Consider the following 20,053-nt stretch of genomic DNA (forward strand, 5'->3'; position numbering starts at 1 on the left):
TCTCCAGGGCGCCAGGTCGAAAGATATGACTGCGACCTGGCGTAACGGATGTGTGCGATGTGGGTGGGTAAAGGGGTAGAGCTACTGTGCAGACTTCGCGGACTCGATCGACTCGCGGGCCGCGCGCAGCACGTGCTCGGTGGTGAAGCCGAAGCGCTCGAAGAGTTCCGCGCCCGGTGCGGAGGCGCCAAAGTGCTCGAGGGAGACGTTGCTGCCGTGGTCGCCCGTGAAGCGGTGCCACGGCATCGCGGTACCGGCCTCGACGGACACGCGTGCCTTGACCTCCTTGGGCAGGACCTGCTGCTGGTACTCCTCGGTCTGCTCGAGGAACCAGTCGATGGACGGCATGGACACCACGCGGGCGGCGACGCCATCCTCGGCCAGCAGCGCGGCTGCCTCGACGGCGTACTGCACCTCCGAGCCGGAGGCGATGAGGATGACGTCGGGGGTCGGCGCGGTGGCGTCGACAAGCACATAGCCGCCCTTGGCCACGCCTTCGAACGCCTTCTCCTTCGTGCCCTCGAGCACCGGGAGGTTCTGGCGCGACAAGGCGAGTGCCTTCGGTTGCTCGCGGCCTTCCAGCGCGGCGATCCACGCAGCCGAGGTCTCGTTGGCGTCCGCCGGGCGGATGACGGCGAGGTCCGGGATAGCGCGCAGCGCGGTGAGCGTCTCTACCGGCTGGTGGGTCGGGCCGTCCTCGCCGAGGCCGATGGAGTCGTGGGTGAACACGTAGTAGCCGTCGATGCCGGACAGGGCGGCCACGCGGATGGCGGGGTAGAGGTACTCGGAGAAGATCAGGAAGGTACCGCCGTAGACACGGGTGCCGCCGTGCAGGGCGATTCCGTTCATGATGGCGCCCATCGCGTGCTCGCGGATGCCAAAGTGGAGGTTGCGGCCGTACGGCTCGGCAGTGAACTTGTTCGTGGTGATCGCCTCAGGGCCGAAGGACGGCGCGCCCTTGATCAGCGTGTTGTTGGAACCGGCCAGGTCAGCGGAGCCGCCCCACAGCTCCGGGAGCGCGGCCGCAGCGGCCTGGATCGCCGCCTCGGACGCCTTGCGGGTAGCCAGGCCCTTGGCGTCGGGCTCCCAGGTGGGGAACTCGGCCTTCCAGTTCTCCGGCAGCTCGCGCGAGGAGAGACGGTCAAACAGTGCCTTGTGCTCAGGGTTGCGAGCAGCCCAGTCATCAAAGCCCTGCTGCCACTCCTTGCGCACTGCGGCGGAGCGCTCAGCGAGCGCGCGGGTGTGGGCGATCACGTCCTCTTCCTCGGGGAAGTCGACGTCGGTGTCAAAGCCGAGCTCTTCCTTGACCAGCTTGATCTCCTCGGACCCGAGCGCGGCACCGTGAGCGGCGCCGGTGTTTTGCAGATTCGGGGCCGGGAAGCCGATCACCGTCTTGAGGCGGATGATGGTCGGCTTCGCGGTTTCCGCCTTAGCCTCTTCGACGGCGCGCTCAATTGCTGCGACGTCCTCTCCGGACCCTACGGTGAGGGTTTGCCAACCGTAGGCCTCGTAGCGGGCGAGCACATCCTCGGTGAACGCGATCTGGGTGTCGTCCTCGATGGAGATGCGGTTGTCATCCCAGAAAAGGATGAGGTTGCCCAGCTGTTGCGTGCCCGCGAGCGAAGACGCCTCGGAGGTCACGCCCTCCTGCAGGCAGCCGTCGCCGGCCACGACGTAGATGAAGTGGTCGAACGGGCTCTGGCCGGCCGGGGCCTCGGGATCGAACAGCCCGCGCTCGCGGCGCGCGGCCATCGCCATACCCACAGCGGAAGCGAGGCCCTGGCCCAGCGGGCCAGTGGTGATCTCGACGTGCTTGGTGTGGTTGTACTCCGGGTGGCCGGGAGTCTTGGAGCCCCAGGTGCGTAGCTGCTTCAGATCGTCCAGCTCCAGGCCGAAGCCGCCGAGATAGAGCTGCACGTACTGGGTCAGTGAGGAGTGGCCGTTTGACAGGACAAAGCGGTCGCGACCGACCCAGTGCGGGTCGGTGGGATCCAGGCGCATGACGCGCTGGAAGAGCGTGTAGGCCAACGGAGCAAGCGACATAGCGGTGCCGGGGTGGCCCGATCCGCAGCGCTCAACAGCATCCGCAGCGAGGATTCTGGCGGTGTCCACCGCGCGCGTATCAGTCTGCGTCCAGTCGTCCGGGTAGTTCCGGACGGTCATAGCTTGAAGTTCCGGGGGCAGCGTCGACTGTGTCACAGTTTCCTCATTCATTGGATTGGCATTACGTCTCGGCTCCGGCGATGGGCCGGGCACCCGCCTTAGTGTAGTCGCCAGGCGGTGCGCCGTGTGCGGGCAGTGTATTTTGAGTCACCGCGGTGAGCGTCGACCAATCCGCCCACACCGGCCGCAAGGAGAGCGTGTCCGATTGGGCGCAGTGCAAGGTTAGGGCTAACATCATCCAAAGGAATGATACGGGTGGCAAAACCGCAGGACGCTTGCGAGCGTATCCCAACACGGCCACCCACGAAGCAGTTGCGCCGACGGCGGCGCGAACAACACGCTATAAGGAGAAGTTTTTGGAGACCGTGAAGGCGTATTTCGCGTTGACGAAGCCGAGGGTCATTGAACTTCTCTTGGTAGCCGCCATCCCCGCGATGCTGCAGGCAGATCGCGGCACCGTCCACGTGTGGCTGATCCTGGCGACCCTGCTCGGTGGATGGATGGGCGCGGGCGCTGCCAACGCCTTCAATATGGTCGCTGACTACGACATTGACCAGAAGATGGGTCGTACACGCGCGCGCCCGCTCGTGCGCGCCAAGGTGACCAAACACCGCGCTGCGGTATTCGCCTGGGTCTTGCTCATCGTCAGCGTGCTCTGGCTCGGGCTCGTGTGCGGGTCGTGGTTGGCAGCGCTGTTCATCATCTTCACCAACTTCTTCTATATCTTCGTCTACACGAAATGGCTGAAGCGTAAGACCTGGCAGAACGTCATCTGGGGTGGCGCTGCGGGCTGCATGCCGGTCCTCGTCGGCTGGGCCGCGATTCGGGACAACGTGCACGACGGTTCACCGGACCGCTGGTGGCAGGCGATCGTCATGTTCCTCATCATCTTCTTCTGGACCCCGCCGCACACCTGGGCGCTGGCCATGAAGTACAAGGACGACTACGCCCGCGCAGAAGTCCCGATGCTGCCGGTCATCGCGTCCCCGCAGGAGACGACGCGCCAGATCGTCATCTACTCCTGGTGGACGGTCATCGTCTCCCTCGCGCTCGTCCCGGCGACGTCCTGGATCTACCTCGTCGTGGCGGTGGCGTCCGGCGCCGCGTTCCTCGTCATGGCCACGCGCCTGCACAACGGCGTGCGCCGCGGCGAGAACGTCAAGCCGCTCAAGCTGTTCATCCTGTCCAACAATTACCTCGCCGCGCTCTTCCTCGGCCTCTCTGTGGACGCCGTGCTCGGCCTGCCGACGATCGGCGGCCTCTTCTAAGCGCGCAGCAGCACACTCCCAACGCGCTGGGCATCCGCGAGCGCCTCGTGCGCGGCGTCCGCCTCGGCGAGCGAGAACACCCCGCCGATAGGGAAGCGCAGCGTCGCATCCTCGACGGCACGCGTGACCGCTTGGGACCGCAAGCGAAACTCGTCCGCAGTGCGCGTGTACCAGTCCAACGAAGGGGCGGTAAGGAACAGCCCCCCATGCTCGTCGAGTTCGTTCAGGAGCGCGTCTGCGCTCCTCCCCGCCGCGAGCTCCGAGCCGCCGACGGCGCAGATCAGGCCAAGCGGTCGGCAGGCCTGCAGCGCCAGGTCGAAGGGGTGGAGCGCCTCGGGCAGAGGCGGTTGTGACGCCTCGATAACGACGTCGACGCCGCTGCCGCTGTTGGCCTCGCAAATACGTTGCGCCGCGTCAGGGAAGTAGCGGAAGACGCCGGTCGCGCCGGCGTCGTACGCGATTTCCTCCTCGTGGGCCGTTGAGACCACTGAAAACACCGTGCCGCCCAATCCCGCTGCCAGCTGGGTCACGGCGAGGCCGAGCTCGCCGCCTCCGCCGGTGACCACCATGGTGTCGCCGTCCGCGGTGTCGCGGACGCCGTGAAGGAGTGCGTGCGCCAGTATGCCGGGAGCGAGCATGCACGCGGCGACCTCATCGTTGATGGATTCCGGGACGGCGGCGATCCGGTCCCGGAGGACGACAGCCTGCTCCGCGTACGCGCCCTGCGCGTCGCAGAAGGCGACGAGCGTGCCAGCGGCGATCTCACCGACAGGGTCGTGGGCCACGCGCCCGCATCCTGCGGCGCCGGGGATGCCGGTGCCGGGGGCGGGAGTGGGGTCGCGTTGGACGTGGGCGTAGGTGACGTCGATAAGCACTTGCTCGGGTGTGGGAACTGGGGGATCGACGCGAGTGAAACGGAACGGCCCGCCGGGGGAATCGCTGATAATGGCGTGCATAGCCAAAGCGTACCCCGGCGGGCGCGGTGTGCGTGGGAGGTTAGACGAGTGTGGGGAGACGGCGCGAACTGTGCGCCCACAGGAAGGCGGTAAACGCGACGACGGTGGACGACATTGCGATGTGCGCCGGGATGGTCCAGCGCGGGACGCCGAGCCTGAACTGGATGACGCCGATCGCCCACTGGATCAGGATGAGCACGATGAGGACGAGGGCGGTGCGCATCGCGTCGCTCGGCGCCTTGTGGCGGCGCAGCTTGTACACGGTGACCAGCGTGGCAATGAGGTAGAGGTACAGGCAGATTGCGTGGACGTACGCAAGGACCCTGGTGTCCATCTCGAGGCGGCCCTCCAAACCGGCGGTGGCGTCGCCGGCGTGCGGACCGGAGCCGGTGACCATGGTGCCCGTCACCAGGACGAATACTAGCGCGATGGCGGCGATGATCGCCCAGGTCACGGCGGCCTTGGGGACGCGCCTCGTCGGGGCGACATCATCCGGCTCCGCAATGCGCATGTAGAGCACGGCGGCGACGGCGACCAGCACCATCGAGGGCAGGAAGTGCACGGCGACGGCCCACCACTTCAGGTCCAGGAGGACGGAGATGCCGCCGATGACGGCCTGCAGGACCACGCCGCCGAGTGAGACGGCTGCGAGCGACTTGATACCGGAGCGACGTCCCGCGCGGACGACCGCGACGAGGACGGCGATGGATGCTGCGGCGACGACGAAGGTGAGCGTGCGGTTGCCAAACTCGATGAGCTGGTGGATCCACGGCGCCGAACCCGCGACGGGGACGAGCGAGCCCTCGTGGCACATCGGCCAGGTATCGCAACCCAGGCCTGAGCCGGTGACGCGGACGAGCGAACCAGTAACGGTGATGCCGCCCTGGCACAGCAACAGGATCATGGCCAGAACGCGCTGTACCTTGAGCGACGCCCCCTTTGGTGCATCCTTGGCCTGTGCCGCATCGGTGGCATTGTGGCCGGCATTGTGGCTGGAGTTGTGCTCAGTCTGGGGAGACCCCAACTGCGGAGAAGACACGAGACGCGCTCCCTTTCACGTGTGCAGTTTTGCAGTGCAACTTTAGTTTGAGAAATGACTGCTTCAGCTTAACGCATGACGCCCCAAACTCCGAGATCCGATTGGGCGTGGAGCAAGTTGAGCTCCGCAGGGGTGCGCCACAGGAGCTACCCCTCGAAGCGGAACCAACGGGCCGCGGCCGCCATGGCCGCCCCAGCCCAACACACGAGCGACAGCCACGCCTGCCAGTGGAAAGACAGCTCGAGCGCCTTGGTCAGGGCGCCAGCCAGCGCCACCGTGGGGACCGCGTTCCACCAGCCGGCGTCCCCGACGTCACCGCTGTACTGCACCCACCCGAGCACTCCCATGAGGACGAGCCAAATGAGGTTTGCCAGAGCAAGGACCAGCTCGGAGCTGAGCGTGCCTCCCATGAACAGTCCCATTGCTGTGAACGCGGCGACGCCGACCAGCAGGGTGATCAGGCCGCACAGGGCGCCGAGCGCACTGACGCGCCATCCCAGCGCAACGGCGAGCGCGCCCAAGACGACGATCTGTACCGCAACGGTGGCCAGGACGCCGATGATCTTTCCAGCGATGATGGTCCACGGTGGCACCCCGGAAGCGCCGGTTCGCTTCAGCGCACCGTAGCGACGGTCAAACGCTAGCGCGATAGCCTGGCCGGTAAAGCCCGCGCTTGTGGTGGCGACGGCGAAGACCATCGGCACAAGCTGGTGGAAGTCGGTATCGCCGAAGACTGGAACGATCGCTGCCGCCACGAGCAGCGCCGCGGGGATGACCAGGTTGAGCAGCAGCTGCTCGCCGTGGCGCAGCATGAGCTTCGCCTCGATCCGCCCCTGGGCGAGCGCCATTGCGGCCACGGAGGCGCGCTGCGGGCGGGGAGCAAACGTGCCCGGCGCGAGCTTGGGATTGGGGGCTGCACCGTCCTGGGATCGGTGCAACTGTGCATCATGGGCTGTCGTCATGGTGTACCTCCTTCAAGTATTCAAGCAACGGTCTGCGCTAGCTGCGCAGCTCTCGGCCGGTGATGTCGAGGAAGACGTCCTCAAGGTTTCGGTGCGACACGCTGAGTTCGCGCAGCAGGACATCCTGCTGGGCCGCGGCGTGCGCGATGGCCTCAACCAGCTGGGGGCTGCCGTCGCCGCGCACGCGGTAGGAGAGCGGCCTGACGTTTTCCGCTTCCCGGTCCGCAGCGCCGAACGCGCGCAGCGAGTCGTTGAACGTTTCCAAGTCCAGCGCTTGCGCGGTCCCGAACGATACGAGCGGGTAGTCCTCGTGGGAGGTGAGCTCCGCCGGCTCGCCGGTGGCAACGACGCGCCCCCGATCCACAATGACCACGCGGTCCGCCAGCGATTCGGCCTCGTCCATCAGGTGGGTGGTCAGCACGATCGTGGTGCCATCGCGCTTCATCGCATTGACCAGCTCCCACACCGCGAGCCGGGACTGCGCGTCCATGCCTGCGGTGGGTTCGTCGAGGAAGAGGAGCTCGGGCCTGCCGATAATGGCCAGGGCGAGGGAGAGTCGCTGCTGCTGCCCGCCGGAAAGTCTGCGGTACGTCGTCGACGCCACCCCCTCGAGCCCGAGCAGCTCGATGAGCCAGTCGGGGTCGTGCGGGTCCTCGTTGTAGGACGCCGCGAGGTGCAGCATCTCCCGCACCTTGACCCCGGAGTATGATCCGCCGCCCTGGAGCATGATGCCGATGCGGTCTCGAACCCGCTGTGGCTCGGTCGCGGGGTCGTACCCTAAGACTCGGATGGACCCGGAGGTCGGCTGCGTAAACCCCTCGCACATCTCGATGGTGGTGGTCTTGCCCGCCCCGTTTGGTCCCAGCAGCGCGAGAAGCTCGCCGCGTCGAGCGGTGAATGAGACCCCGTCGACTGCGCGCTTGGGCCCGAATTGCTTGACTACCTCGTTGAGCACGAGGGCTTCAGGTTCCATGCTTGGCATGGTTGGTTAGTGTAGACCTCTCCCGGCCGTATGGCGGTACCAGAACCACGCTGCGGCGCACATGACCGCAAACCACACCGCGGCAGCGAGATAAATCGTCGTGACGGTCCCCGGTGGCAGCGCGAGCCCGCGCGGCAGCACCAAGAAGCTAAAAAGCGCAGAGTAGATCGCGACGGCAGCCCGGAAGAAGAAGCGATTCGCCCACGCCGCGAGCGGCAGGATCCCCCAGAGCGGATACCAGGGGTGAACCACTGGGAAGAGCAGGACGAGGACGAGCGTTGCCACACCCAGCCCGCCGACAGGGTGGATGGAGCCGCGGAATGTCGCCCAGAGCATGCGCACGAGGAACGCGCCGGCCACGAGGAGTCCCACTCCGCGCGTGATGCTCAGGATCGCCTCCGTGTGATCGCCCAGCTGCAGCAGCATCCCCGTAACACCGCTGATCACGCCGATGTCCGTGGTCAGCGACAGCCAGCTGCGGATCGTCGCCGCGCCGCCCTGCCCGGTGACCCACCCAAGCCCGATCCCGGTGAACCAGGAGATCAGCCCAGCCGTCACCGCAAGGCACCCCGCCTGGACGAGGGCCGCGGTGCAAATTGCGCTTATCGACGCCCGCTTGCCCCCACTTCGCGCCCACACCCGCGCCAGCGCCATGCCCGTAAACCCGAGGGCAATAAACCCGGTGACCTTGACCAGCCCGCCGCAGGACAGGAGCGCCCCCGAGAGGAGGAACAGCGCCCACCCCCGACGCCGCTGCTCGCCGGCCGCAAGCGCGTCGATGCCCCGTAGCCCTACCTCCATACCGACGAGGAGGAACCCGAGCATGATCGACTCGTTGTGGATGCCGGCAATGAGGTGCAGGATTGCCAGAGGGTTCAAGATCCCTAGCCAGAGTGCGGTCGCGCCGTGGACGCCGCACCGCCGGGCCAGCGCGCGGATGCCCCACGCCGCGGCTACCACGCCCGCGAGCGACAAGACGCGGTGGCACAGAACCCCGAAGTAGATCGAATCCTGGGTGATCCATGACACCGCGGAGGCGATCCCGAGCGCAACGGGGCCGTACGGGCTGGGGGAGTGTGCCCAGATGAACGGGACGGATCGGGCGAGCCGGTCCTCGGTGCCCAGCAGCTCGACGGGGCCTGCGGCGTAGGGGTCCAGCCCCTGCCGAACGATGGATCCCTGCGCGAGGTAGGAGTAGATGTCCTGGGTGAACAGGGGCGCGGTGAGCAGCAGGGGCGCCGCCCACACCAGGAAGGTCCGAAACACCACCCGGGCGCTGATCCGCGCGTGATTGGACCCGGCACCGACGAACGGCCCCATGAGCAGCCAGGCGACTACGAGGCAACCGACTCCGATGAACACGAGGGAGGACGAGGCTTGCAGCATCCTCCCCATAAACGCGCCGCCGGGGAGGTCGAACCAGGGGTTGTCCACCACGGGCAGCGCGCCGCCGCCCAGCCCACCGAGGCCGATCAGGAGCGTGCCGACCGCACCCAACCAGCGCAAAAGCGCGAATCGGTTGAGCTCAACGACGGACGCGCGAACCCCCTCGTCCGAAATCCCAGCGCGGTGCAGCGCGGCTGAGCGGGAGCCGGGCGCACCGAATCGGGGCAGGGCGTCGACAAGCGTGGACGGCCGCGTGGTCTCGGGGGTGTGGCGTGCAGGGGTCACATCACGCATTCTAAGGCCCGGGTGCTCGAAGAGCGGCAATGCTTTGCGACACGCTGGGGACCCGCCGCAGCGGAAATATTTTGGAAACACTAGTGTTGTGTAAAGGCGAAAGGATCGTCCTTTTGTCACCGGAATTCGCGGAGACGTCGAGCGACACGGAAGCTAAGGTGAAGCAATGGCCGAGCAGCACCACGCTGCGGGGAGCGATACCCGCGGCGAAGTCATGCGCGCGCTTCTCACGCTTGGCCCGGTGACCGCCACCGACATAGCCGCGCAATTAGGCCTTTCTGCCGCCGGTGTGCGCCGCCACCTTGACAAACTCATTGAGTCGGAACTGGCGGAGACGTGCGGTCCGCGCGCCATCGCCGGAGAAGAAGCGACGCGGGGGAGACCCGCCAAGCATTTCCGGCTCACTGACAGCGGGCGGCGCTCATTTGGCACGCAATATGACGACCTCGCGGTCGAGGCCGTCGAAATGATTAAGACACTCGGGGGTGAGGCGGCCGTGCGCGATTTTGCCCGCGCCCGGATTGACAAGATCCTCCAGGGTGTCGACGGGGCCCACGGGGCCGACACATCGCCGGAAGGAGACAGCGAGGCGGCGCGCACGCAGGCTACCGTTGAAGCTGTCGCCGAGGTGCTTGATCAACATGGGTACGCGGCAACGGTGAGCGCCGTTGGCAACGGAATCCAGTTGTGCCAGCACCACTGCCCAGTCTCCGAGGTTGCGTCCGCGCACCCGGAGATCTGCGAGGCAGAGCACGAGGCGATCTCGGCTCTGGTGGGCAAACACGTGCAGCCGCTCGCGCTGATCGCAGACGGCAACGGCATCTGCACAACCAACATTCCACTCGCCGCTACCGCTACGGCGGCGGGAACCATAAACGAAAGGAGCGGAGACTATGACGAAAGCTAACCCCGCACCCGGCCTGGACAAGCCGATGAATGATGATGAGATCATCGACTCCATCGGCGCCTACAGCTACGGCTGGCACGACTCCGATGTGGCCGGCGCCTCCGCACGGCGCGGTCTGAACAAGGACGTTGTCAAGGACATCTCCGGGATCAAGAACGAGCCGGAGTGGATGCTTAACCAGCGTCTCAAGGCGCTCGACATCTTTGACAAGAAGCCGATGCCGACCTGGGGCGCAGACCTCTCCGACATCGACTTCGACAACATTAAGTATTACGTGCGCTCCACGGAGGAGCAGGCGGCCTCTTGGGACGATCTTCCGGAGGACATTAAGCACACCTACGACAAGCTCGGTATTCCTGAGGCGGAGAAGCAGCGCCTCGTCGCCGGCGTCGCGGCTCAGTACGAGTCCGAGGTGGTCTACCACCAGATCCGCGAGGACCTGGAGGAAAAGGGCGTTATCTTCGTCGACACCGATACCGCGCTGCGCGAGCACGAGGAGCTGTTCAAGGAGCACTTCGGCACGGTGATTCCGGCCGGCGATAACAAGTTCTCCGCGCTGAACTCCGCTGTCTGGTCTGGTGGCTCCTTTATCTACGTTCCGCCGGGGGTCCACGTGGACATTCCGCTGCAGGCCTACTTCCGCATCAACACGGAAAACATGGGCCAGTTCGAGCGCACCCTGATCATCGTCGATGAGGACGCGTACGTCCACTACGTCGAGGGCTGCACAGCCCCGATCTACAAGTCGGACTCCCTGCACTCCGCGGTCGTGGAGATCATCGTGAAGAAGGGCGGCCGCTGCCGCTACACCACGATCCAGAACTGGTCCGGCAACGTGTACAACCTGGTGACCAAGCGCGCGAAGGCCGAAGAGGGCGCCACCATGGAATGGGTCGACGGCAACATCGGCTCGAAGGTGACCATGAAGTACCCGGCCGTGTGGATGACTGGCGAGCACGCGCGTGGCGAGGTCCTTTCCGTCGCGTTTGCGGGCGAGGGCCAGTTCCAGGACACCGGCGCGAAGATGACCCACATGGCACCGCACACCTCCTCGTCCGTGGTATCCAAGTCCGTGGCTCGCGGCGGCGGACGTTCCGCGTACCGCGGCCTGATTCAGGTGAACGCGAACGCGCACCACTCCACCTCCAACGTCGAGTGTGACGCCCTGCTGGTGGACGACATCTCCCGTTCCGACACGTACCCCTACAACGACATTCGTAATGACCGAGTCACCCTCGGCCACGAGGCGAAGGTTTCCAAGGTCTCTGAGGAGCAGCTGTTCTACCTCATGAGCCGCGGCATTCCGGAGGAAGAAGCAATGGCCATGATCGTGCGCGGCTTCGTCGAGCCGATCGCCAAGGAGCTCCCGATGGAGTACGCCCTTGAACTGAACCGTCTCATCGAGCTGCAAATGGAAGGATCGGTGGGCTAACCCCAATGACCGTCTCTGTTGATCCCGTACAAAACGCCACCCCGCACAACAACAAGGGTGACCTCTTCCAGTCCTTTACCGTCGACGACTTCCCGGTCCCGGGCGGTCGCGACGAGGTCTGGCGCTTCATCTCCCTGCGTCGCCTTCGTGGTCTGCACAACGGCAAGTTCGCCGACGCTGCAAAGGCGCAAATAAAGATCGACGCCCCCGAAGCGGTCAGCGTCGAAGAGGTCGCAATTGACGACGATCGCCTCAAGGTCGTTGGCGGCGCCGTCGATCGCGTCGCAGCGCAGGCCTGGTCCTCTGCGAAGTCCGGCTACATCGTGTCCATTCCGGCAGATACAGAGCTGGAGGAGGACATCACCATCACCGTTAGCGGTGCAGGTGAGGATGTCACCACGTTCGGCAACATCCTGGTTGAATCGGGCACGCACTCCAAGGCGAACGTCATCCTGCGCTACGAGGGCACCGGTACCCACGCCGACAACGTGAACTGGCACATCGGCGAGGGCTCCCGCGTCCACGCGATTGTGGATGCGGAGTGGAACTCCGATGCTGTCCACATCGGACAGCAGTCCGTGCTGGTCGAGCGCGACGCCACGCTGCGCCACCACGTTGCAACGTTCGGCGGCGAGGTCGTCCGCATCACCCCGCGCGTGAAGTTCGCAGCGCCGGGCGGCGACGCGGAGCTGACCGGCGTCTACTTCGCGGATGCGGGCCAGTACATCGAGAACCGCATGCTCGTTGACCACTCCGTCCCGAACTGCCGCTCCAACGTCCTGTACAAGGGCGCACTGCAGGGCGACAAGCAGTCCTCGCTGCCGGAGGCACGTACCTGCTGGGTTGGCGACGTGCTGATTCGCTCCGACGCGAAGGGCACCGACACCTACGAGACGAACCGCAACCTGGTGCTCACTGACGGCGCCCGAGCCGACGCGATCCCCAACCTGGAGATCGAGACTGGCGAGATCGCCGGCGCCGGCCACGCAGCGACCGTGGGACGCTTCGACGACGAGCAGCTGTTCTACCTGCGCTCCCGCGGCATCCCGGAGGACGAGGCGACCCGCCTGATCATCCGCGGATTCTTCAACGAGGTCCTCAACCAGATCCCAGTCGAGTCCGTCCGGGACGAGCTCATCGCCCGCGTTGCCGGCGAGCTCGAGCGGAGCAACTCCTAAGCGCCCCAGCCACGTCGCTGAACACCTGTAACACCCGCGTCACCGAATTAAGAAAGCTGAAAACACCGAATGTCTACGCTTGAAATTAAGAACCTGCACGCCAACGTCTTGCCCACGGAGGAAGGACAGGAGCCGAAGCCGATCCTCAAGGGCGTGAACCTGACCATCAAGGCGGGCGAGACCCACGCAATCATGGGCCCGAACGGCTCCGGCAAGTCCACCCTTGCCTACACCCTTGCGGGCCACCCGAAGTACGAGGTCACCGAGGGCGAGGTGCTGCTCGACGGCGAGAACATCCTGGAGATGGAGATCGACGAGCGCGCTCGCGCCGGCCTCTTCCTGGCAATGCAGTACCCGGTTGAGGTCCCGGGCGTGTCTTCGTCCAACTTCATGCGCTCCGCCGTCACCGCGGTACGTGGCGAGTCCCCGAAGCTGCGCGAGTGGGTTGCTGAGCTCAACGCCGCCCGCGAGTCCCTGCAGATGGACGCCTCCTTCTCCGAGCGCTCGGTCAACGAGGGCTTCTCCGGCGGCGAGAAGAAGCGCCACGAGGTCATGCAGCTCGCGCTGATGAAGCCGAAGTTCGCCGTCATGGACGAAACCGACTCCGGTCTTGACGTTGACGCGCTGCGCATCGTCTCCGAGGGCATCAACAAGTACCAGGAGGAGACCAACGGCGGCGTCCTCATGATCACCCACTACAAGCGCATCCTCAACTACGTCCAGCCGCAGTTCGTGCACGTGTTTGCTGACGGCAAGATCGTGCAGACCGGCGACGCATCGCTGGCAGACCAGCTCGAGGCAGAAGGCTACGAGAAGTTCATCTAATGGGATACGTCAACGACAACGGAACACTCAACGTGGAGGCGATCCGCGCGGAGTTTCCGATCCTGTCGCGCACCGTGAGGGACGGCAAGAAGCTCGTCTATCTCGACTCCGGTGCGACGTCGCAGCGACCGGAACGCGTGTGGAATGTCGAGCGAGACTTCGTCCTCAACACCTTCGCGCCGGTGCACCGCGGCTCCTACCAGCTTGCTGAAGAAGCCACGGATGCCTATGAGACGGCACGCGACGCCATCGCGGCGTTCGTCGGCGCGGACGGGCACGAAATCGCGTTTACAAAGAACGCGACTGAGGGACTCAACCTCGTCGCCTATGTGCTTGGCGACGAGCGCGCGGGCGATCTCGCGGTGCGTGAAGGCGACACCATCGTCATCACCGAGCTTGAGCACCACGCCAACCTCGTGCCGTGGCAGGAACTCGCCGAGCGCACTGGTGCGACCCTGAAGTGGTACACGATGACGCCGGACGGGCGGATCGATCTGGACTCGCTCGAGCTGGACGAGACCGTCAAGGTCGTGGCGTTTACGCACCAGTCGAACGTCACCGGTGCTGTCGCTGACGTTGACGAGCTGGTGCGCCGCGCGAAGGCCGTCGGCGCCTTGACGGTGCTCGATGCGTGTCAATCGGTGCCGCACATGCCGGTCGACCTGCACGCGCTCGACGTCGACTTTGCTGCCTTCTCCGGCCACAAGATGTGCGGGCCATCGGGCGTCGGCGCCGTGTACGGCAAGGGCGACATTCTCAATCAGCTGCCGCCGTTCCTCACGGGCGGCTCGATGATTGAGATTGTGAAGATGGAAAAGACCACCTTCGCGCCGGCACCGCAGCGATTTGAGGCGGGCACCCAGATGACCAGCCAGGTCGTGGGGCTAGGTGCCGCAGTCGAGTTCCTCAACGAGGTCGGCATGGACGCCATCCACGTCCACGAGCAAGAGCTCACCACGTACGCGCTCGAGCAGATGCAGGGCATCGAGGGGCTGCAGATCGCGGGGCCGCTCACCGCAGAGCGGCGCGGCGGGGCGATCTCGTTCACCGTCGACGGCGTGCACCCGCACGACCTCGGTCAGGTGCTGGACTCCGAAGGCGTGGCAATCCGCACCGGGCACCACTGCGCGTGGCCTGCCCACCGCGGCCGGAACCTGCAATCCACCTCGCGCGCAAGCTTCTACCTGTACAACACGAAGGAAGAAGTGGATACGCTGGTGGCAGCGATTGGCAAGGCGAAGGAGTTTTTCGCACGATGAACCTTGAATCGATGTACCAGGAAGTGATCCTGGACCACTACAAGAACCCCCAGTACGCCGGGCTGCGCGAGCCGTACGAGGCGGAGGTGCACCACGTGAACCCGTCCTGCGGCGACGAGCTGACGCTGCGCGTTCACCTTTCCGAGGATGGGAAAACGGTGGAGGATGTTTCCTACGATGCGGCCGGTTGCTCGATCTCGCAGGCGTCGACAAGCGTGATGGCGGAGGAGCTGAAGGGGCTCCCCGTCGAGCAGGCGATGGAGAAGCTGGGGTCGTTCGAGGAGATGATCACCTCGCGCGGCACCATCGAGGGCGACCCGGAGCTGATTGGCGACGGCGTTGCGTTCGGTGGCGTGGCGAAGTTCCCGGCGCGTGTGAAGTGCGCGCTGCTCGGGTGGAAGGCCTTCGAGGCGGCAACGCACGAGGCCCTGGAGAAAAAGGAGAGCTAGGACATGGCTGAAGACAACGTCAACGAACAGACCACTGCTGCCGACGTTGATGCTGCCAAAGGCGGCTCCGCGTCGAACTTCGGCGGCGCGGGCGAGCGTCCGCCCCAGACCGATGCACAGCTCAAGCTGGCCGGAGAGGTGGAGGAGTTCCTCCGCGACGTGATCGACCCGGAGCTGGGGATCAACGTCGTCGACCTCGGCCTGGTCTACGACCTGTGGATTGAGGAGCGCGACGGCAAGACGATCGCGTGCATCAACATGACGCTCACCTCGCCGGCATGCCCGCTGACAGATGTGCTCGAAGAGCAGGCGCAGCAGGCCGTGGTGGGCAACACCGAGGCGGACGACATCGTGCTCAACTGGGTATGGATGCCGCCGTGGGGCCCGCAGATGATTACTGAAGAGGGCCGCGAGCAGCTCCGCGCTCTCGGGTTCGCGGTGTAGCACCCCTCGGTGTCCCCCTCACGGTTCGCGCCGTGAGGGGGACCTTTTGCATTGCTGACCCTGCTGACCCTGCGGTGTCGATTTGGGGGTGCTTGCTACAGTGATCCCGTGATTGTCACCAATGATCTCGAAGTCCGCGTCGGCGCACGCACGCTCCTGTCTGCGCCCGGTCAGCACCTGCGCGTGCAGCCGGGCGACCGTATCGGGCTGGTGGGGCGAAACGGCGCGGGCAAGACGACGACCATGCGCATCCTCTCGGGGGAAACGGAACCGTATGGCGGTTCGGTGACGCGTTCGGGCGAGATCGGCTACCTGCCGCAGGACTCCAAAGAGGGTGACATCGAGCAGACCGCACGCGCGCGAGTGCTTTCCGCTCGCGGCCTCGACCAGATCCAGCGCTCGATGGCCAAGCAGCAGGAGATCATGGAGACCACCGACGGGGCGGAGCGCGACAAGGCGATTGCCAAGTTCTCCCGCCTGGAGGAGCGGTACCAGGCGCTCGGCGGCTACGAGGCGAACGCGGAGGCGGCGCAGATTTGCGACAACCTCGGCCTGCCCAGCCGAATCTTGGACCAGCAGCTGAAGACCCTGTCGGGTGGCCAGCGCCGCCGCGTGGAGCTCGCGCAGATTCTCTTCGCCTCGCGCCAGGGGTCGGGCAAGTCGCAGACCACGCTGCTTCTCGACGAGCCCACGAACCACCTCGACGCCGACTCGATTAGCTGGCTGCGCAACTTCCTATCCAAGCACGAGGGTGGGCTCATCATGATCTCGCACGACGTCGAACTCCTCGACGCCGTGTGCAACAAGGTCTGGTTCCTCGACGCCGTCCGCGCGGAGGCGGACGTGTACAACATGGGTTTTGCCAAGTACAAGGACGCACGCGCGCTCGACGAGGCGCGCCGCCGCCGCGAGCGCGCCAACGCGGAGAAGAAGGCGTCTGCGCTGCAGAAGCAGGCGGCGAAGCTCGGTGCGAAGGCCACGAAGGCAGCTGCGGCGAAGCAGATGCTCGCGCGCGCCGATCGCATGATGGAGCAACTCGATGAGGTCCGGGTGGCGGACAAGTTTGCGTCGATTAGCTTCCCTGAGCCCGCGCCGTGTGGCAAGACTCCGCTGCATGGCAAGGGGCTGACCAAGATGTACGGCTCGCTCGAGGTCTTTGCTGGGGTTGACCTGGCGATTGACAAGGGCTCGCGCGTTGTCGTGCTCGGCACCAACGGCGCGGGTAAGACGACGCTGCTGAAGCTTTTGGCAGGTGTGGAGCGCACTGACGGCGAGGGCGGTCTCGTGTCGGGTCACGGGCTGAAGATCGGGTACTTCGCGCAGGAGCACGACACGATCGACGGCGACAAGAGCGTCTGGGAGAACACCATCGAGGCCTGTCCCGATGCCGGCCAGCAGGACCTGCGAGGCCTGCTTGGCGCCTTCATGTTCTCGGGCGACAAGCTCGAACAGCCCGCTGGCACGCTCTCTGGCGGTGAGAAGACGCGCCTCGCGCTCGCCACGCTCGTTTCCTCCCGCGCCAATGTGCTGCTTCTCGACGAGCCCACGAACAACCTGGATCCGCAATCTCGCGAGCAGGTGCTTGACGCGCTCAAGACCTACACCGGGGCCGTCGTCCTGGTCACCCACGACCCGGGTGCAGTGCGCGCGCTCGAGCCGGAGCGCGTGATCATCATGCCCGAGGGCGACGAGGACCTGTGGAGCGACGAGTACATGGAGATCGTGGAGCTGGCGTAGCGGGTTGAGTTCGCCCGGCTAGACTCGCTGGTATGACGAAGAACAACGACCTCATCACCATGTTCCGCGACGCGTGGAACGCCATGTCGAGCGACCAGAAGACCATCGTCGGCGTTCTGGCCGCCATTGACGCGCTCGGCAAGGCGCTTGCGCTGCGCGACCTGGCGCGTGCGAAAGACGGCAGGGTGCGCGGCCCGAAGTGGCTGTGGGCGCCCATCATTGGCGCGGTGAACACGCTTGGCTGGGCTGCCTACTTCCTCATCGGGAGGAAGCGCCACTAGTTCCTAAAACCGTGCACCGGCGCCGGGATGAAGCCGCCGCGCCGGATCATCTCGGCGCTGCCCTTCGTGTTCACCGGAATGACTGGCGCGTAGCCGAGCAGTCCGCCGAAGTTCACCTCGTCGCCCGGCTTCGTGCCCGGGACTGGGATGAGGCGTGCGGCGGTGGTCTTATGGTTCATGATGCCGATCGCGGCTTCGTCGGCAATCATGCCCGCGATGGTTTCGGCCGGGGTGTCGCCGGGGATGGCGATCATGTCGAAGCCGACGGAGCAGATCGAGGTCATCGCCTCGAGCTTGTCCATGGAAATCGAGCCGGAGCGGACCGCGTCGATCATGCCCTGGTCCTCGGAAACCGGGATGAAGGAGCCGGACAGGCCACCGACGCGGGAGCAGGCCATCATGCCGCCCTTTTTCACCGCGTCGTTGAGCAGGGCGAGCGCCGCCGTAGTGCCGTGGGTGCCCACCTGCTCGAGCCCGATGTGTTCGAGGATGTGCGCCACGGAGTCGCCGACCTCCGCTGTCGGGGCGAGCGAGAGGTCGACGATGCCAAACGGCACGCCGAGTCGTTCGGCGGCCATGTTGCCCACGAGCTGGCCGGCGCGCGTGATCTTAAACGCGGCCTTCTTGATCTCCTCGGCGATCTCGTTGAGCGACGCACCCTTGAGCGGGGTGATCGCATTGTCCACCACGCCCGGGCCGGATACGCCGACAGAGACGACGGTGTCCGGCTCCTCAATGCCGTGGAATGCGCCAGCCATGAACGGGTTGTCACCCACGGCGTTGGCAAACACGACGAGCTTCGCGCAGGCGATGGAGGACTCGTCCTTGGTCAGCTCGGCGGCCTCCTTGACTACCTCGCCCATTCGCGCCACGGCGTCCATGTTGATGCCGGCACGCGAGGTACCCACGTTCACGGAGCCACAGACCGCCTGGGTCACGCTCAGCGCCTCGGGGATCGAGTCGATGAGCCGGCGGTCCGAGGACGTCGCACCCTTTTCCACGAGCGCGGAGTAACCACCGACGAAGTTCACGCCGAGCTCCGACGCCGCCTTGTCCAGGGCTCGTGCGATGTCGACCGGGTTGCCATCCACGCCGGCGGCGACGAGCGAGACGGGGGAGACGGAGACGCGCTTGTTCACGATCGGGATGCCCAGCTCGCGCTCGATGCCCTCGCATACCTCGACGAGGCGGGCGGCGCGTGCGGTGACGCGGTCGTACACCGCCTGGCAGGTGGCGTCCATGGTGGAGCGGGTGCAGCCGATGAGCGAAATGCCCATGGTCACGGTGCGGATGTCTAGGCGGTAGTCCTCGATCATTTTGATGACGTCGAGGATGTGGCCGGATTTGAAGTCGAAGTCTGTAGCCATCGCGCCGCCCCTAGACTTCGTTCATCGCGGTGAACAGGTCCTCGGACTGAATGCGCACGACCACCCCGAGTGCGTCGCCCACTTGGGCCAGGTGGTCCTGGAGCTCGCCCATATCCGGGGTGTCGTCCGGCAATGCGACGCGCATGACCATGGTGAAGTAGTTGTCCATGAGCGTCTGCGAGACGTCGAGAATGTTCAGGTTGCGTTCTGCCGCGGCGCCAGCGACTGCGGCGATGATGCCAACGCGGTCCGGGCCGGTAGTCGTAATAATTGCGTGCATAAGGGACCATCATAGTGGCACGTACGGACACGGGTGAGAGTTGCGCCACAGCGAGTCCGCGCCGAGTTGGTTACGGTGGGCCGCATGACTGATTCAGCGAACACCCCCAATGCTTCTGCACCCCAACCTTTTGCCACCACGGCGTCGGAAACGCCTGAGCGCACCGCGCGTGTGCTCGTCATCGGCGCGGGCGGTCACGTGAGCCGCCACTCGGTGCCGCTGCTGGTCCAGCAGGGCCACGAGGTCACCGGCCTTGTGCGCAACCCCGATCACGTCGCCCGCATCGAGCAGGCGGGAGCGCAGGCAACGGTGCGCGACATCACGGAGCTCACCGTAGAGCAGTGGGCGGCGCTGCTGTCCAAGTTCGATGTGGTGGTGTGGTCCGCGGGAGCGGGCGGAAGCTCCGCCGAGGCGACCTACGCTGTGGACCGAGACGCGGCGCTGCGCGTCGTGGAAGCGCTTGAGCAGCTCACCGAGCACACCCCCCGACTTCTCATGGTGTCCTACGCGGGCGCGCGCTTCGCCACCACGGATGATGACGGCGCGTGGTACGCCTACGTCGAGTCCAAAAAGACGGTCGATGTGCGCATCATGGACAGCGACCTCGAGCAGGTCATTCTTGGCCCGGGCATGCTTGTCGACGGCCCCGTGCCCGGCTACGCCACCATCGATCTCGAGGGGGACGACGGCCAGGGCCACCCGCAGACCTCGCGCGAGCTCGTCGCTGAGGTGATCGCCGAGCTGGCTGGTCGCGACAGCGTCGCGGGGATTGCGAACCCATTTGAGTTCCAGAACGGGCAGACCCCGGTGCGCGAGATCGGGCGCTAATCCGCCGCGGGACTCC

Annotated in this window: 19 protein-coding genes; 11 read left to right on the top strand and 8 right to left on the bottom strand. The window is 65.6% G+C overall.

The window, feature by feature from the left end; all coding sequences use genetic code 11:
- Positions 1-81 precede the first annotated feature (81 nt).
- Complete coding sequence (gene tkt / locus EAW56_RS03030) at positions 82-2,163, bottom strand: transketolase (protein ID WP_122084989.1); 2,082 nt, start codon at positions 2,161-2,163, stop codon at positions 82-84.
- Positions 2,164-2,399: 236 nt separating this feature from the next.
- On the opposite strand from tkt, the gene EAW56_RS03035 reads away from it, so the two are divergent.
- The gene (locus EAW56_RS03035) at positions 2,400-3,431 is read left to right on the top strand and encodes a heme o synthase (RefSeq protein ID WP_369801164.1); all 1,032 of its coding nucleotides are present in this window, start codon (positions 2,400-2,402) and stop codon (positions 3,429-3,431) included.
- Here the strand turns inward: EAW56_RS03035 and EAW56_RS03040 are convergent.
- The 5 genes from EAW56_RS03040 to mptB form a co-directional block, all read right to left on the bottom strand.
- Positions 3,428-4,387: a zinc-binding dehydrogenase gene (locus EAW56_RS03040; RefSeq protein ID WP_122084991.1), complete on the bottom strand. Its 960-nt coding sequence runs from the start codon at positions 4,385-4,387 to the stop codon at positions 3,428-3,430. The genes EAW56_RS03035 and EAW56_RS03040 overlap by 4 nt on opposite strands.
- Positions 4,388-4,427: 40 nt before the next feature.
- Positions 4,428-5,426, bottom strand: coding sequence for a COX15/CtaA family protein (locus EAW56_RS03045; RefSeq protein ID WP_415528350.1), 999 nt, complete (start codon positions 5,424-5,426; stop codon positions 4,428-4,430).
- 146 nt (positions 5,427-5,572) lie between these two features.
- Complete coding sequence (locus tag EAW56_RS03050; protein ID WP_233126977.1) at positions 5,573-6,274, bottom strand: ABC transporter permease; 702 nt, start codon at positions 6,272-6,274, stop codon at positions 5,573-5,575.
- A 151-nt stretch (positions 6,275-6,425) separates the two neighbouring features.
- Complete coding sequence (locus EAW56_RS03055; RefSeq protein WP_240510571.1) at positions 6,426-7,370, bottom strand: ABC transporter ATP-binding protein; 945 nt, start codon at positions 7,368-7,370, stop codon at positions 6,426-6,428.
- Positions 7,371-7,376: 6 nt separating this feature from the next.
- Positions 7,377-9,050, bottom strand: coding sequence for a polyprenol phosphomannose-dependent alpha 1,6 mannosyltransferase MptB (gene mptB / locus EAW56_RS03060; RefSeq protein WP_167457381.1), 1,674 nt, complete (start codon positions 9,048-9,050; stop codon positions 7,377-7,379).
- A 166-nt stretch (positions 9,051-9,216) separates the two neighbouring features.
- Between mptB and EAW56_RS03065 the strand changes: the two genes are divergently transcribed.
- The 9 genes from EAW56_RS03065 (at position 9,217) to EAW56_RS03105 (ending at position 17,562) form a co-directional block, all read left to right on the top strand.
- Positions 9,217-9,957, top strand: a complete 741-nt coding sequence (locus EAW56_RS03065) for a helix-turn-helix transcriptional regulator (protein ID WP_122084993.1) — start codon at positions 9,217-9,219, stop codon at positions 9,955-9,957.
- Positions 9,944-11,389 carry a Fe-S cluster assembly protein SufB gene (sufB, locus tag EAW56_RS03070; RefSeq protein ID WP_095276483.1) on the top strand — a complete coding sequence of 482 codons (1,446 nt, stop codon included), beginning with the start codon at positions 9,944-9,946 and terminating at the stop codon, positions 11,387-11,389. The genes EAW56_RS03065 and sufB overlap by 14 nt, the downstream gene beginning before the upstream one ends.
- Positions 11,390-11,394: 5 nt before the next feature.
- Positions 11,395-12,567 carry a Fe-S cluster assembly protein SufD gene (gene sufD / locus EAW56_RS03075; RefSeq protein WP_122084995.1) on the top strand — a complete coding sequence of 391 codons (1,173 nt, stop codon included), beginning with the start codon at positions 11,395-11,397 and terminating at the stop codon, positions 12,565-12,567.
- Between the two features lie 69 nt (positions 12,568-12,636).
- Positions 12,637-13,392: a Fe-S cluster assembly ATPase SufC gene (sufC, locus tag EAW56_RS03080; RefSeq protein ID WP_095276490.1), complete on the top strand. Its 756-nt coding sequence runs from the start codon at positions 12,637-12,639 to the stop codon at positions 13,390-13,392.
- A complete protein-coding gene (locus EAW56_RS03085; RefSeq protein WP_122084997.1) occupies positions 13,392-14,651 on the top strand; it encodes a cysteine desulfurase in 1,260 nt (419 codons plus the stop codon). Before sufC ends, EAW56_RS03085 begins: the two co-directional genes overlap by 1 nt.
- Complete coding sequence (gene sufU / locus EAW56_RS03090; RefSeq protein ID WP_095536172.1) at positions 14,648-15,100, top strand: Fe-S cluster assembly sulfur transfer protein SufU; 453 nt, start codon at positions 14,648-14,650, stop codon at positions 15,098-15,100. The genes EAW56_RS03085 and sufU overlap by 4 nt, the downstream gene beginning before the upstream one ends.
- A gap of 3 nt (positions 15,101-15,103) precedes the next feature.
- Positions 15,104-15,544, top strand: a complete 441-nt coding sequence (locus tag EAW56_RS03095) for a metal-sulfur cluster assembly factor (protein WP_095536605.1) — start codon at positions 15,104-15,106, stop codon at positions 15,542-15,544.
- A gap of 108 nt (positions 15,545-15,652) precedes the next feature.
- Positions 15,653-17,281, top strand: a complete 1,629-nt coding sequence (locus EAW56_RS03100; RefSeq protein WP_095554897.1) for an ABC-F family ATP-binding cassette domain-containing protein — start codon at positions 15,653-15,655, stop codon at positions 17,279-17,281.
- A 32-nt stretch (positions 17,282-17,313) separates the two neighbouring features.
- Positions 17,314-17,562, top strand: a complete 249-nt coding sequence (locus EAW56_RS03105) for a PLDc N-terminal domain-containing protein (protein ID WP_240510573.1) — start codon at positions 17,314-17,316, stop codon at positions 17,560-17,562.
- Here EAW56_RS03105 and EAW56_RS03110 read toward each other — a convergent pair.
- Together EAW56_RS03110 and EAW56_RS03115 are read right to left on the bottom strand one after the other, a co-directional pair.
- On the bottom strand, positions 17,559-18,929 hold the full coding sequence (locus EAW56_RS03110) for a PFL family protein (protein WP_122084998.1): 1,371 nt from the start codon (positions 18,927-18,929) through the stop codon (positions 17,559-17,561). The two genes, EAW56_RS03105 and EAW56_RS03110, sit on opposite strands and share 4 nt — an antisense overlap.
- Before the next feature lie 10 nt (positions 18,930-18,939).
- Positions 18,940-19,209, bottom strand: a complete 270-nt coding sequence (locus EAW56_RS03115; protein ID WP_095545754.1) for an ACT domain-containing protein — start codon at positions 19,207-19,209, stop codon at positions 18,940-18,942.
- An 84-nt stretch (positions 19,210-19,293) separates the two neighbouring features.
- Between EAW56_RS03115 and EAW56_RS03120 the strand changes: the two genes are divergently transcribed.
- Positions 19,294-20,037, top strand: a complete 744-nt coding sequence (locus EAW56_RS03120) for an NAD(P)H-binding protein (RefSeq protein WP_122085001.1) — start codon at positions 19,294-19,296, stop codon at positions 20,035-20,037.
- The last annotated feature ends 16 nt before the right edge of the window (positions 20,038-20,053 follow it).

Source organism: Corynebacterium gottingense (genome assembly GCF_003693265.1).
In the GTDB taxonomy this organism is placed as follows: domain Bacteria; phylum Actinomycetota; class Actinomycetes; order Mycobacteriales; family Mycobacteriaceae; genus Corynebacterium; species Corynebacterium gottingense.

Bases quoted from the DNA above. Each gene is read 5' to 3' on its own strand.
- EAW56_RS03085 (WP_122084997.1), top strand. From the start codon at position 13,392: ATGGGATACGTCAACGACAACGGAACACTCAACGTGGAGGCGATCCGC.
- mptB (WP_167457381.1), bottom strand. From the start codon at position 9,050: ATGCGTGATGTGACCCCTGCACGCCACACCCCCGAGACCACGCGGCCG.
- tkt (WP_122084989.1), bottom strand. From the start codon at position 2,163: ATGACCGTCCGGAACTACCCGGACGACTGGACGCAGACTGATACGCGC.
- EAW56_RS03105 (WP_240510573.1), top strand. From the start codon at position 17,314: ATGACGAAGAACAACGACCTCATCACCATGTTCCGCGACGCGTGGAAC.
- EAW56_RS03055 (WP_240510571.1), bottom strand. From the start codon at position 7,370: ATGCCAAGCATGGAACCTGAAGCCCTCGTGCTCAACGAGGTAGTCAAG.
- EAW56_RS03115 (WP_095545754.1), bottom strand. From the start codon at position 19,209: ATGCACGCAATTATTACGACTACCGGCCCGGACCGCGTTGGCATCATC.
- sufB (WP_095276483.1), top strand. From the start codon at position 9,944: ATGACGAAAGCTAACCCCGCACCCGGCCTGGACAAGCCGATGAATGAT.
- EAW56_RS03050 (WP_233126977.1), bottom strand. From the start codon at position 6,274: ATGGCGCTCGCCCAGGGGCGGATCGAGGCGAAGCTCATGCTGCGCCAC.
- EAW56_RS03065 (WP_122084993.1), top strand. From the start codon at position 9,217: ATGGCCGAGCAGCACCACGCTGCGGGGAGCGATACCCGCGGCGAAGTC.
- EAW56_RS03120 (WP_122085001.1), top strand. From the start codon at position 19,294: ATGACTGATTCAGCGAACACCCCCAATGCTTCTGCACCCCAACCTTTT.
- sufU (WP_095536172.1), top strand. From the start codon at position 14,648: ATGAACCTTGAATCGATGTACCAGGAAGTGATCCTGGACCACTACAAG.
- EAW56_RS03110 (WP_122084998.1), bottom strand. From the start codon at position 18,929: ATGGCTACAGACTTCGACTTCAAATCCGGCCACATCCTCGACGTCATC.
- sufC (WP_095276490.1), top strand. From the start codon at position 12,637: ATGTCTACGCTTGAAATTAAGAACCTGCACGCCAACGTCTTGCCCACG.
- EAW56_RS03040 (WP_122084991.1), bottom strand. From the start codon at position 4,387: ATGCACGCCATTATCAGCGATTCCCCCGGCGGGCCGTTCCGTTTCACT.
- EAW56_RS03095 (WP_095536605.1), top strand. From the start codon at position 15,104: ATGGCTGAAGACAACGTCAACGAACAGACCACTGCTGCCGACGTTGAT.
- sufD (WP_122084995.1), top strand. From the start codon at position 11,395: ATGACCGTCTCTGTTGATCCCGTACAAAACGCCACCCCGCACAACAAC.